The sequence below is a fragment of the Glycocaulis sp. genome (genome assembly GCF_052168375.1).
Taxonomy (GTDB): domain Bacteria; phylum Pseudomonadota; class Alphaproteobacteria; order Caulobacterales; family Maricaulaceae; genus Glycocaulis.
Genome location: NZ_JBQLZR010000307.1, coordinates 20,377 through 32,306 on the forward strand (window position 1 = coordinate 20,377; position 11,930 = coordinate 32,306).

Genomic DNA, 11,930 nt, shown 5'->3' on the forward strand with positions numbered 1-11,930 from the left:
GTGAGGGGTGTCTCTTAGCGGCGCTGCACGCCTCTTGTCGACCACCGGACGGAGATGGGGCTAGGCTTGGTGAAACCGACTCGCCAGCGGAGCCCATGACAGACCTCGTCAACACGCCGGAATATTCCGTTTCCGATCTTGCCCGCGCGCTGAAACGTACGGTGGAGACCGAGTACGGCCATGTGCGCGTGCGCGGGGAGCTGGGGCGGGTAACGATCCCCAAGTCCGGCCACATGTATCTGGACCTGAAGGATGCCGAGGCCGTCATTGACGGGGTGATGTGGAAAGGCTCGGTCGCTGGCCTCTCCTTCCGCCCTGAAGAGGGGCTTGAAGTGATCGCCGAAGGGCGGCTCTCCACCTTCCCCGGCCGGTCCAAATACCAGATCATCATCGAGCGGCTGGAGCCTGCGGGCGCGGGCGCGCTGATGGCGCTGCTGGAGGAGCGCAAGCGCAAGCTCGCCGCTGAGGGCCTGTTCGCGCCGGAGCGAAAGGCCGCCATCCCCTACATGCCGCGCGTGGTGGGCGTGGTGACATCGCCCACGGGCGCGGTCATCCGCGACATTCTCCACCGGCTGGAAGACCGCTTCCCGGTCCATGTGCTGCTCTGGCCGGTGCTGGTGCAGGGGGAGGGGGCCGCCGCCCAGATCGCCGCCGGCATTGAAGGCTTCAACGCGCTTGAATCCGGCGGGCCGGTGCCGCGCCCGGACGTGCTGATCGTCGCGCGCGGGGGCGGCTCGGTGGAGGATTTGTGGGCCTTCAACGAGGAAATCGTCGTGCGCGCGGCGGCGGCCTCGCAGATACCGCTGATCTCGGCGGTTGGCCACGAGACCGATACCACCCTCATAGATTTTGCCTCCGACCGGCGCGCGCCGACGCCTACAGGGGCGGCGGAAATGGCGGTGCCTGTGCGCCGGGAGCTTGCCGAACGCATCGAAATGACGCGCGGGCGCCTGTCGGGCGCGCTGCTGCGCACGGTGGAGCGCAAGGCGAGCGATTTGCGCGCGGCCTCGCGCGGGCTGCCCCGGCCTGAAAGCCTGCTGGGCGATGCGCGCCAGCGGCTCGATTACGCGCAGGAAGCGCTGGCGCGCGGCCTGACGCTGGGCATCGAGCGAAAGCGCGGGGCGGTGGACCGGCTGGCCGTGCAGCTGCGCCCGATGGCCCTGAAACGAGATATTGCCGAGCGCCGCCAGAAGCTCGATCAGGCGGGCGAGCGCCTGCGCGCCGCGCAAGCACGCCGTATCCGGGATGACGGACGCCGGTTGTCTGCGCTCGCCTCGACCCTCAAGGCGCTGTCCTACGAGAACGCGCTGGAGCGCGGGTTCGCAATCATCCAGGACGGACAAGGCAAGCTTGTGCGGTCGGCAGACGCGCTCAAGGCCGGTGATGCGGTCACGCTGCGCCTGCATGACGGACAGCGCGGCGCGGTGATTGACGGGCCGGGCGATGCGCCCCCGCGCCCCTCAAAACCGGCGGCAAAGCCGAAGCCTTCCAAGCCTGCCACCTCGCAGCAGGGTTCGCTTTTTTAGTCGAAGGCACTGCAAGGCCGCGCTGCGGCGTGCTAGATGTCTGCACAGACGGCCCGCCCCCCGTGGCCGATCAGGGAGATATCCATCATGCGCGTACTTCTCACCAGCGTTGCCAGCCTGGCCCTGCTTGCCGCCTGCAATGGCGAGGCACCCGAAAGCATGGACGATGCCGCCGAGACGGCCGGCGAGGCGATAAACGAGGCGGCTGAAACCGCAGGCGACATGGCCGAAGCAGCCGTGGAAGAGGTCTCCGACCTTGCCGGCGCGGTCGAGGACGAGGTCGAGGCCTCCATGGAATCGCCCTCGCTGGAGCAGGTGCTTGCCGATCCGCGCCGCGAGGCCGACCGGGCGCGCGACGCATACCGCAATCCGGGCGAGACGCTGGAATTCTTCGGCGTCGAAGCCGATGACACCGTGGTCGAGGCCCTGCCGGGCGGTGGCTGGTATGGCCGCATCCTCGCGCCCTGGCTGGCGGCAGAAGGCCAGTATTACGGCCTCAACTATCCGATGAGCGTGTTCGAACAGCTCTTCACCAACATGACCGACGAGCAGCGCACCCGCCTCGAGGGCTGGGAAGCGAGCTTCCCCGGCGTGGCCGAACAATGGGGCGGCCCGGCGCAAGGCGGCTACACGTTCGGCTCGATCCCGGAGAGCGCAGCCGGTTCGGCGGACGTGGTGCTCTATATCCGCGCCCTGCACAACATGGCCCGCTTCGGCATGCTCGACACAGTGGTCAACGATGCCTGGACGCTGCTGGCGCCGGGCGGCGTTGTCGGCGTGGTGCAGCACCGCGCGCCGGCAGACGAGACCGACGAGCGCGCCAATGGCTCGCGCGGATACCTGCGTGAAGCCGATGTGATCGCGGCGTTCGAGGCGCGCGGCTTCGTGCTCGAAGCCTCCTCTGACATCAATGCCAACCCGAACGACCCCGCCGATCACGAGATGGGCGTGTGGGCGCTGCCGCCCTCCTTCGGTGGCGGTGAGGAAACCCGCGAGGCCATGCAGGCGATTGGCGAATCCGACCGCATGACCCTGCGCTTCCGCAAGCCGTAAGGGCGGTCACTCTTTTCCGTCGTTCCCGCGCAGGCGGGAACCCAGAGCCGTATGAAATGCCTTCGCGTTTCAACTTTGGACCCCCGCCTCGTGCGGGGGTGACGAGAGGGTAAGCTCCACTCGTCATTCCGGGCGGAGCGAAGCGCAGACCCGGAACCCAGAGTGCAAGGAAGACTGGGTTCCAGATAAGCGCTGACGCGCTTTCTGGAATGACGACGTAGGAGATGTACGGTTTGGCGACGTGAGAGACGACTAGGGCCCGGCCACCGTGGTGCGGTGCATCAGGCGGGCATGGCCGTCATAGCCGCCGGTCGCCATGTGCTGGGTGCAGCGATTGTCCCACATCAGCAGCATGTCCGGCTCCCATGTGTGGCGGTAGACGAAGCGCTCGTCATGGGTGACGCCGTAGAGTTCGATGAGCAGGAAGAAGGCCTCTTCCTCGGTCAGGCCCTTGACCGTTTTCACATAGCCCGGATTGACGAAAAGCGTCTTGCGCCCGGTCTCGGGGTGCACGCGCACGATCGGGTGCGCCTTTGTATTACGCGCCTCTTCAGAGGCGCGAATGGTCATGGAGCGGTCCTTGCCATCATTGGCGCCATAGACGCCGTCCGGCGCATAGGCGAGCGCCGCCGAATGGATGGCCTCCAGCCCCTCGATCCTTGCTTTTGTCTCCGCTGACAGCGCCTCATAGGCCGCATAGCCATTGCAGAAGAGCGTGTCGCCGCCCGCAGGAGGGACGATCTTGGAATGCAATATGGTGCCCGCAGGCGGGGTGTCCTGAAAGCTCCAGTCGGAATGCCAGGCGGCGGCAAAGACGGAGGCCTTCTCGCTCGCCTCGCGCTTTACCTCGATAATGTGGGGATGGCCGTCTATCGGCGCGATAAAGGGATCATCGCCAAAGGGTCCGAAATACCGGGTGAAGCGCTCCAGATCCGCATGGCTCATGGTCTGGCCGGGAAAGGCGAGTACCAGATGCTCCAGCCAGGCGGCGCGGATAGCGGCAACCTCTTCCGGCGTAAGCGGTTTTGACAGGTCGACGCCTGTGACGGACGCGCCCAGCGCCTTGCCCGACGGTGTTACCGTGATGGCCGATGCAGTCATGTCTCATCTCCCCGGCCCGTGTGCGGACCCAATGCGGCGTCTGTGCTGCGCCGCTTTTTTCTGTTGTTGAGGCTGCCTTTGCGGGCGCGTAGCCGTCAAGGCGCGCTTGCCAGCAGGCCGCGCTCTCGCGTATCGCGGGGCAAACCTGCAGGCCGGGACGGCAAACATGGAAATCGGCGTCATCGCCATCAACGCGCTTGGCCTTCTGGGCTTTGCCTTCATCCTCGTCTCGACACGGATGAAGACCAAGCCGTCCTTCCTCGTCACCGACATGACCGGCAATATCATTGCCGGAATCCATTATGTCTTTCTGGGCGGGGCAGGCGGTGTCCTCTTCTGCTGGGCCTATGCCCTCTTTGACCTTGCGGCGCTGAAGCTCGGCCGCGCGGGCCTGCCTGTGCTGGGCGCGCTGCTGGGCGGGGCGTGCGTGATCCTGCTCTTCTTCAATCCGGGCTGGGCTGATCTCATCGCCGTCATCGGCTCTGTCGTGGCGGTGCTTTCGCGCCTGCAGAGCGACATGCGCCTGGTGCTGCTGCTGGCGGCGGCGTCCTCGCTCTTCTGGGCCACGTACGGGGTGATGATGGCATCCTGGCCGCAGATCGGCTTTTCCCTGACCTATATCGCCTTGAGCCTGTTCGGGGCGTGGCAGGCCCATCGCGCGCGGCAGGCAGGCATCTAGCGTTCAGCCGGTGCGGGTGCTTGCGATGCACGCCAAGCGCGGGCTAAACCCTTCCCCCGAACCTCTTTCCTTCCCCTAGCGTGGCTGGCGGCTTCATGTTCAAGAAAATCCTCATTGCCAATCGCGGCGAGATCGCCGTGCGTGTCATCAAGACCTGCAAGCGCATGGGGATAAAGACGGTTGTCGTCTATTCGGAGGCCGATGCCGACAGCCTGGCCGTCGAGATGGCCGATGAGCGCGTCTTCATTGGCGGCTCGCTGCCCTCCCAGTCCTATCTGGACATGGACAAGATCATCGCCGCTGTGAAGGAAACCGGCGCAGAGGCGGTCCATCCGGGCTTCGGCTTCCTGTCGGAGAACGCGAAGTTCGCCGAGCGGCTGAAAAAGGAAAAGATCGGCTGGATCGGTCCGAACCCGCACGCCATCTCGGCGATGGGCGACAAGCTGGAATCGAAAAAGCTCGCCGCCGCTGCCGGTGTGAACACCGTGCCGGGCTTCAAGGGCGAGATTGTCGACGACCAGCAGGCCGTCGAGGTGGCCGGCGATATCGGCTATCCGGTCATGATCAAGGCCTCGGCGGGCGGTGGCGGCAAGGGCATGCGCATCGCCTGGAACGAGGGCGAGGTGCGCGACGGCTTCAAGGCGGCCCGCTCCGAGGCGAAGTCCTCCTTCGGTGACGAGCGCATCCTGATCGAGAAATTCGTCGAGAAACCGCGCCATATCGAGATACAGGTGCTGGGCGACAAGCACGGCCATGTCATCCATCTCGATGAGCGCGAATGCTCGGTCCAGCGCCGCAACCAGAAGGTTCTCGAAGAAGCCCCGTCACCCTTCCTCGACAAGAAGACACGCGAGAAGATGGGCGAGCAGGCCGTCGCGCTCGCCAAGGCGGTCGATTATGACAGCGCCGGGACGGTCGAGTTCATCGTCGACCCGCAGAAGAATTTCTATTTCCTCGAGATGAATACCCGCCTGCAGGTGGAGCACCCGGTGACCGAGCTCACCCACGGCCTTGATCTCGTCGAGCAGATGATCCGCGTCGCCGCCGGCGAAAAGCTGGAACTGGCGCAAAAGGATGTGACCATAAGCGGCTGGGCGGTCGAGGCGCGTCTTTACGCCGAGGACCCGTATCGTGGCTTCCTGCCCTCCATCGGCCGTCTGGTGCGCTATGTCGAACCGGCAGAAGGCCCGAGCGGCCCCGGCACGCTGCGCATCGATTCCGGTGTGCGCGAGGGCGACGAGATCTCGATGTTCTACGATCCGATGATCGCCAAGGTGATCGGGCAGGGCGAGACCCGCGAGAAGGCGATTGATGCGCTCGCCGCCGCGCTGGACCGGCTGGATGTCGCCGGCCTGCAATCGAACGCCCCCTTCCTGTCGGCCGTGCTCGACGAGCCGGACTTCCGCAAGGGCGCGATCCATACCGGCTATATCGCCGAACACTTCCCCGACGGCTTTGCCGGCACCGCGCCCAAGGAAAGCCAGTGGCGGGCCTTTGTGGCCGCCTCCGCGCTGATCCATACCGTTTTTGTGGAGCGCGCCGCGCGCATTGAGGGCCGCATTTCGCCCCTCACGGCGCAGGGCAAGCCGCACAACTGGGCTGTCCTGATCGGGGATCAGGAATTTGCCGTTGAAGTAACGCTGGAGCCGCAACGCGAGAGCGGGTTTGCCGCCACGGTCTACATGCCGGGTCTTGCCGCCGGGCCGCTGGACCTCGAAACCGGCTGGCAGCCGGGCGACCACCTTTTCGAGGCCCGCCTGGGCAAGGAGCGCTTCTGCCTGTCGGTGGAGGACCGCACCCAAGGCTATCATCTGCGCCATCGGGGCTTTGCCTCGCTGGTGCGGGTCTATGCGCCGCGCATTGCGGAGCTCGCCGCACGCCTGCCTGAACGCCCCGAGCCCGATACCAGCAAGCTCATTGTCAGCCCGATGCCGGGCCTGGTCGTCAGCGTGAACGTTGAAGGCGGCCGCGAGGTGAAGGCGGGTGAGCCGCTCCTCACCGTGGAGGCGATGAAGATGGAAAATGTCCTGCGCGCCGAGCGCGACGGCATCATCAAGACGGTGGCTGTAAAGGCCGGTGACAGCGTGGCTGCCGACGAATTGCTGGTCGAGTTCGAGTAACCTGACCTCAGATTTTGGTTGACCATTACGCCTTTACGGTTCGACCCTGCGTTCAGGATTGAATCGCGTATCCGGCCCCCTCAGAGCCCTTCACGCGTCAGTCCGGCTTGTCAGGACACATCCCGGAGGGACGAGAGCATGAATTTCATCGAAGCCGTAAAGTCGGTCTATTCCAACTATGTGAATTTCCAGGGCCGTGCCCGCCGCAGCGAGTACTGGTGGTGGTACCTGTTCTACATCATCGTCTACATCATTCTTGCGGTCATCGACTCGATGATTTTCGGCCAGCCTTCCATCCTGGCCGGCCTGTTTGCGCTGGGCAGCATCCTGCCGGCCATTGCGGTGGGTGTGCGCCGCCTGCATGACACGGGCCGTTCGGGCTGGTGGCTGCTGATCGCGCTCATCCCGCTTGTCGGCGCCATCGTGCTGATCGTCTTCTATGTGATGGACAGCCAGCCGGGCGTGAACAAGTACGGCCCGAACCCGAAAGGCATCGTGGCGGCGGCTGCAGACGCCGTCTCGGGCGAGTAACCGGTAATCCCGGACTGAACTGGTGACGGGCGCAGGGTGAAACCTGCGCCCGTTGGCATTTGACGGCGGGGCGGCTTGGGCTAGAAGCGAGGCAGCCGATTGTCCGACCGGAGTCCTGCCGCGTGCCGATCAATTTCCGCGCCTTCCTGCTTCCTGATTCGCGTGCCGATGCCGACACGTTCTGGCTGGGGCTTGGCCTGATCGCGTTTCTCGATGCGCTGCGCCTCACCCTGCTTGATGCCGGGCCTGCCATGCTGGTCTGGCTGGTGATCCTGTTCTTTACCGCCTCTGTCCATATCAACCGCCTGCGCGATGCGGGCCGGCAGGGCCCGCTGGTGATCATCCCGCTGGCAGCGGCAGTGGTGGTCAAGGCGGTGGTGGCCATCATCGCGGTAACGGCGGCGATGCTGCCGGCCTTCATGAACCATCTCGAAGCGGCTGGCGTCGATATCGACGATCCGGCCGCCGTGCAGGCTGCGGGCCGCGATGAGGAACTGATCGCCGCCTTCCAGGAACGCATGGTGGAAAACGAGGCTGAAACGCTCGCCGCCTTTGCCGCGGGCGACTGGCCCTCTGCGGTGGCCTTCTGGCTGACGATTTTCGTGATCGGTCTCTGGTTTGCGCGCATGCCCCGGCGGGGTTAGGGCCTAGCTTGCTCCATCGGGATCCCGGCCACCGAGCCGGCAGACCCTCTCCATCGCGGTCCCGGCCCCCGAGCCGGGACCCAGTCTTTTTTGTTTCGCAACGCATCCGCGTAGCGATGTTCCGCGAATACCCGCCTGCGCGGGCACAGGCAGTCGCGGGCGCGCGGCCTGTCCTCGACGAGATCGAGGATCGCGCTTTCAGGCCGCTTTGCGGCCTGCTTTTCCTGGGGCCTGCACCCTAAACCGGCGCAGCCTCATCCACCACGGGGCCGAAAACCTCCACAAAGGCCTGTTTCAGCGCGAGGTCCGCATCATCCATCGTCACCGGCAGGCCGAGATCGGCAAGGCTTGTCACGCCAAAGGACGGGTTGGTGATGCCGCACGGCACGATGCCACCGAAATGGGAAAGGTCGGGCTCTACATTGAGCGCGATGCCGTGAAACGACACCCAGCGGCGCAGCCTGATGCCAATGGCGGCAATCTTGTCCTCGCGCGGAGGCGATCCGGTGGAGGTGCGGTCGACCCAGACGCCGATGCGGTCGCAGCGCTTTTCGCCCTTCACGTTGAAATGGCCGAGCGCGCCGATGATCCAGTCTTCGAGATTATTGACGAATTTGCGGGCATCGCGCCCGCGTGCGCGCAAATCCATCATCACATAGGCCACGCGCTGGCCGGGTCCGTGATAGGTGTATTCGCCGCCGCGCCCTGACCGGTAGACAGGGAATTTCTCCGGCTCGCGCAGATCGCCCGCGTCCGCGCTGGTGCCGGCGGTGTAGAGGGCAGGATGTTCGAGAAGCCAGATCAGCTCGCCCGCCTCGCCGCGCTGGATGGCCTCCACGCGCGCTTCCATGGCGGCAACAGCAGCCTCGTAATCGACCGGCGCTGCGGAAACTGCCCATCCGGCTGGAATTTGTTGCATTGCTTAACGCCTCGGAAACCGGCCCGGAACATCGTGTGTAAACGCGCCGCTTTCAAGTGAGGGTGTGCGGGTGGGCACGCATTGGCAAAAATAGCGGGAAACCATGAGTCAGCTTGGCGCTGTGCAGATTGAAATTTCGGTCCTTCTGGGCCGGTCGCGCCTGCCGATCCAGCAATTCCTGCGGATGGGCCGGGGCGCGGTGATTCCCCTCGATGCTGCCGAGCACGAGGAAGTGTGGATCCTTGCCAATAATCATCCCATTGCGCGCGGCGAGATCGTGATCCAGGGCGATCATATCGCTGTCTCGATCACTGAAGCTGCCGATGTGCACGACTATTTCGCCGCCTGAGCGCGTGCCGGATTTTATCCGCCTCGCGCAGTGAGGGGCTTTCCTTTCCCCGCATCCCTTGCTAAACGCCCGTCTCCCAGTTTGCGGTCGTGGCGGAACTGGTAGACGCGCAGCGTTGAGGTCGCTGTGGGGCAACCCGTGGAAGTTCGAGTCTTCTCGACCGCACCATTATCCCGCACCAGAGGGATAGACATGAAACGCCCGGCCGCACCAGCGCGCCGGGCGTTCGTGTTTTTGGCTTCCATCCCTTTTCCCCCTCTCGCCTTGACCGCCTGCGCGCGATAGTCTGACGGCCATAATCCTGCCTTTGACCCGCTGAAAGGTGGATGGATCAGTCCGCCCGCCGACCGGAGAAGCGCCTTGCGTCCGATTACCTGCCTTCTGGCCCTTGGCCTTGTCCTTTCGCCCGCCGCTCTTGCGCAGGAGCCCACCACTTCGGGACTGACCCTGCAATCTGGCTGGCAGAACGGGCCGGAGCTGGAAAGCGCGCGTGCAGGCCTCGCCGCCGTGACGCTTGACGGGCAGATCTATGCCGCCGGGGGGGCAGGGCGCCTCGCCCCGCGTGACAATTTCGAGGTGTATGACGCCTCGATCGACCGCTGGCGGCCGCTATCGCCGCTGCCGGAAGGGCTGGAGCGCTTCGGTCTGGCCGCTGCTGACGGCCGCATCTGGGCGGCGGGCGGCTATAGCGCCGAATCCGGGACCGAGCCGATTGCCGAAATGTGGTCCTATGATCCGGTGGCTGACCAGTGGCAGACCGAAACACCGATGCCGGCGGCGCGTGCGGCTTTTGCCATGGTCGCCCATGAAGGGCGGCTCTACGCGGCAGGCGGGGTGGAAGCGCCGGGCGGCGTTTTCGTGTTCGATATCGAAACGCGCGAATGGGCAGCGCTGGAGGCCCCGCCGGAACTCAGCCGCCGCGATGCCGGCATTGCGCTGGTCAATGGGGAGATATGGGTCGCGGGCGGGATCACCGACCGGCGCGCGGTCTCACGCGTGGATATCTATGACATTGCTGCAAACCGCTGGCGGCGCGGACCGGACCTGCCGCAGGCGCGCGCCGGTCATGCGCTGGTCTTTGACGGCTCTGCCGTTCTGGCGCTGGGCGGGCGCGGCGAGGATCTGCGCTCTACCCATGATACCGTCTTTGCGATAACGCCGGGCGGGAGCGTCTGGCAGGCCCGTGAGGCGCTGCTCAGCGCGCGCACTGAAACGGCTGGCGCGGCGCTGGACGATGCGGTCTTCGTGATTGGCGGCGGGGTAGGCGGCGGCGTGTTTGCGCCCTTCACCGCGCTGGCCAGTGTCGAGGTGCTGCGTAATCGTCAATAAAGCGGCAACCAATTTGCAACGGACCCGGAGAGCCCATGAGGGGCGTTTCGGAACGGGACACCATGAAGCCGCGCTTGAAATCCAGCCGCGCCGCGCGCGAACTCATCAAGACCCATGAACCCTTCCTGGGGGAGGCGGCCCGCCGTGGGCGGCGCTGGGTAGTGGGTTACGGCCATACCGCCGCTGCCAAGGAAGGCGTGCGCATCAGCCGTGACGATGCCGAACTGCTCATGCTCTATGACGTGATGCAGGCCGAGCAGGCGATTGCGAAGGCTGTCGGGGACGATCTCGCCGGGCCTGTGCGCGATGCGCTGGTATCGTTTGCGTGCTCGATAGGGGCGGGGGCGTTCCAGGTCTCTGACGTGGCGCGTCTGGCGCGCGATGCCCGCCATCTGGAGGCTGCTGCTGCGCTGGAAACCTGGGTGCGCGCCGAGGAAGATGGCCGCCTTGTCGTGTCCGAGCTTCTGGTGCGCCGCCGGGCTGCGGAAAAGGCGCTCTACCTGCAGGGCGTGCAAGATCCGTCCGAGGCCCCTGTGGCGGTCGCACCTGTGCCTGAACCGGCTCCCGCTGCCGCCTCCGAACCGGCTCCCGTCGCCGAGACGCCTGCCGATCCGGCCCCGCGCATTGGCCCGCTGGTGGATCTGGAACTGGAGTTTGTCGATCCGCCCGAGCCGGGTGGCATGGTCTTTGTCTCCGAAACCGAGGAAGGCGAAAGCGCCGAAGAAGAGCTGGCGGAAGCTGAGACCGCCGACGAGCCGGTCGAAGACGCGGCAGTCGAGGATGAGACACCCGCCGAAGCTATCATCGTCGAACCGCAGCCTGCCGAACTGACGCCTGCCAATGATCCGACGGGCAGTGTGATGGCGCGCATGAGCGCCCAGATGGCCGAAACCCTGTCGGTTCCCGCTGAAGATGAAGCCCGCGAGGAGGCTCCTGCCGCCAGCGAAGGCGCGCGCCTCGGCTTCAGCTTCCTGTCACGCGACAAGGCGGCGGAAACGACCAGTGAGAAAGCCGCCGAGGCCCCGGCCGTCCTGCAGGACGCGCCCTTCAAGGTCGGCCCGGTGCCCGTCTATGGCGCAATTGCCGCAACGCCTGCCCCGGTGGCCAATGCCATCACCGCGCCGGTTGCCGCTGCGCCCACGCCGGCGATCACCCCGGAAGCGCCTGCGCCGAGCGCCGGTTTCTCCGGCGAGGTTCAGGCCGTGGGCCGTCCCGCCGACATGCCAGAAGACGAGGATGAGGCCGCAGACAGCGAGGAAATCCATCCCGGCGTGCTGGCCGGTTCGGCCGCCCCGGCGCCCGAACTGCCGCAAGCCAGTCCTGCGCCTGCGCAAAAGAAGCGCGAGCCCGGCAATGGCAACTGGATGTTCATCGGCAATCTGGCCGTCGGCATCGCCATGACCGGTTTCGGCCTGTGGACGATCATCGAGCGCGGCTCCAGCGGCGGCGATGTCGATTTCGGCCTGCTGGGTCCGGTCGCGGCTGCGATGGGGGTGGCGCTCACCGTCACTTCGGCGTGGATACTGCTGTCGCGCGCGGCGGAAAAACGCAAGCGCCGCCGGGTCTCGCGCTGGAAGCGCATCGGCAGCTAGGCTTCCTGCCCATTAGCAATGGCAGCGAGCGCTTGACGCTAAGGCTTGGCGTGGTATCTCGCCTGCCATGATATCGAACCAATACCC

At 65.6% G+C, this 11,930-nt stretch carries 11 protein-coding genes and 1 tRNA gene; 10 read left to right on the top strand and 2 right to left on the bottom strand.

Annotation, left to right across the window (positions count from 1 at the left end; all coding sequences use genetic code 11):
• The first annotated feature begins 95 nt into the window (after positions 1–95).
• Both xseA and ACTS2Z_RS12535 read left to right on the top strand, forming a co-directional pair.
• Entirely contained in the window at positions 96–1,526 is a 1,431-nt protein-coding gene (gene xseA, locus ACTS2Z_RS12530; protein WP_442573547.1) for an exodeoxyribonuclease VII large subunit, read from the top strand.
• Positions 1,527–1,613: 87 nt separating this feature from the next.
• On the top strand, positions 1,614–2,579 hold the full coding sequence (locus ACTS2Z_RS12535; protein WP_442573548.1) for a class I SAM-dependent methyltransferase: 966 nt from the start codon (positions 1,614–1,616) through the stop codon (positions 2,577–2,579).
• A 252-nt stretch (positions 2,580–2,831) separates the two neighbouring features.
• Here ACTS2Z_RS12535 and ACTS2Z_RS12540 read toward each other — a convergent pair whose 3' ends face one another.
• The gene (locus ACTS2Z_RS12540; protein WP_442573549.1) at positions 2,832–3,680 is read right to left on the bottom strand and encodes a TauD/TfdA dioxygenase family protein; all 849 of its coding nucleotides are present in this window, start codon (positions 3,678–3,680) and stop codon (positions 2,832–2,834) included.
• A 166-nt stretch (positions 3,681–3,846) separates the two neighbouring features.
• On the opposite strand from ACTS2Z_RS12540, the gene ACTS2Z_RS12545 reads away from it, so the two are divergent.
• The 4 genes from ACTS2Z_RS12545 (at position 3,847) to ACTS2Z_RS12560 (ending at position 7,654) form a co-directional block, all read left to right on the top strand.
• Positions 3,847–4,359 carry a YgjV family protein gene (locus tag ACTS2Z_RS12545; RefSeq protein ID WP_442573550.1) on the top strand — a complete coding sequence of 171 codons (513 nt, stop codon included), beginning with the start codon at positions 3,847–3,849 and terminating at the stop codon, positions 4,357–4,359.
• A 95-nt stretch (positions 4,360–4,454) separates the two neighbouring features.
• A complete protein-coding gene (locus ACTS2Z_RS12550; protein ID WP_442573551.1) occupies positions 4,455–6,479 on the top strand; it encodes an acetyl-CoA carboxylase biotin carboxylase subunit in 2,025 nt (674 codons plus the stop codon).
• A 138-nt stretch (positions 6,480–6,617) separates the two neighbouring features.
• Positions 6,618–7,010, top strand: coding sequence for a DUF805 domain-containing protein (locus tag ACTS2Z_RS12555; protein WP_442573552.1), 393 nt, complete (start codon positions 6,618–6,620; stop codon positions 7,008–7,010).
• A 122-nt stretch (positions 7,011–7,132) separates the two neighbouring features.
• Positions 7,133–7,654, top strand: coding sequence for a hypothetical protein (locus ACTS2Z_RS12560; RefSeq protein WP_442573553.1), 522 nt, complete (start codon positions 7,133–7,135; stop codon positions 7,652–7,654).
• A gap of 238 nt (positions 7,655–7,892) precedes the next feature.
• Here ACTS2Z_RS12560 and lipB read toward each other — a convergent pair whose 3' ends face one another.
• Entirely contained in the window at positions 7,893–8,573 is a 681-nt protein-coding gene (lipB, locus tag ACTS2Z_RS12565; RefSeq protein WP_442573554.1) for a lipoyl(octanoyl) transferase LipB, read from the bottom strand.
• Positions 8,574–8,676: 103 nt separating this feature from the next.
• Here lipB and ACTS2Z_RS12570 point away from each other — a divergent pair, with 103 nt between their 5' ends.
• The 4 genes from ACTS2Z_RS12570 to ACTS2Z_RS12585 all read left to right on the top strand — a co-directional run bounded on the left by ACTS2Z_RS12570 (position 8,677) and on the right by ACTS2Z_RS12585 (position 11,843).
• Positions 8,677–8,922: a FliM/FliN family flagellar motor switch protein gene (locus tag ACTS2Z_RS12570; protein WP_442573555.1), complete on the top strand. Its 246-nt coding sequence runs from the start codon at positions 8,677–8,679 to the stop codon at positions 8,920–8,922.
• An 83-nt stretch (positions 8,923–9,005) separates the two neighbouring features.
• A tRNA-Leu gene (locus ACTS2Z_RS12575) sits at positions 9,006–9,090 on the top strand.
• Positions 9,091–9,282: 192 nt separating this feature from the next.
• Positions 9,283–10,251 (top strand): Kelch repeat-containing protein, encoded by a 969-nt coding sequence (locus tag ACTS2Z_RS12580; protein ID WP_442573556.1) that lies wholly within the window; start codon positions 9,283–9,285, stop codon positions 10,249–10,251.
• 62 nt (positions 10,252–10,313) lie between these two features.
• Positions 10,314–11,843, top strand: coding sequence for a glycoside hydrolase family protein (locus ACTS2Z_RS12585; RefSeq protein WP_442573557.1), 1,530 nt, complete (start codon positions 10,314–10,316; stop codon positions 11,841–11,843).
• Positions 11,844–11,930: the final 87 nt, after the last annotated feature.

Excerpts from the sequence above, each read along its gene's own strand:
- xseA (WP_442573547.1), top strand. The coding sequence starts at position 96 with ATGACAGACCTCGTCAACACGCCGGAATATTCCGTTTCCGATCTTGCC.
- ACTS2Z_RS12535 (WP_442573548.1), top strand. The coding sequence starts at position 1,614 with ATGCGCGTACTTCTCACCAGCGTTGCCAGCCTGGCCCTGCTTGCCGCC.
- ACTS2Z_RS12540 (WP_442573549.1), bottom strand. The coding sequence starts at position 3,680 with ATGACTGCATCGGCCATCACGGTAACACCGTCGGGCAAGGCGCTGGGC.
- ACTS2Z_RS12545 (WP_442573550.1), top strand. The coding sequence starts at position 3,847 with ATGGAAATCGGCGTCATCGCCATCAACGCGCTTGGCCTTCTGGGCTTT.
- ACTS2Z_RS12550 (WP_442573551.1), top strand. The coding sequence starts at position 4,455 with ATGTTCAAGAAAATCCTCATTGCCAATCGCGGCGAGATCGCCGTGCGT.
- ACTS2Z_RS12555 (WP_442573552.1), top strand. The coding sequence starts at position 6,618 with ATGAATTTCATCGAAGCCGTAAAGTCGGTCTATTCCAACTATGTGAAT.
- lipB (WP_442573554.1), bottom strand. The coding sequence starts at position 8,573 with ATGCAACAAATTCCAGCCGGATGGGCAGTTTCCGCAGCGCCGGTCGAT.
- ACTS2Z_RS12570 (WP_442573555.1), top strand. The coding sequence starts at position 8,677 with ATGAGTCAGCTTGGCGCTGTGCAGATTGAAATTTCGGTCCTTCTGGGC.
- ACTS2Z_RS12585 (WP_442573557.1), top strand. The coding sequence starts at position 10,314 with ATGAAGCCGCGCTTGAAATCCAGCCGCGCCGCGCGCGAACTCATCAAG.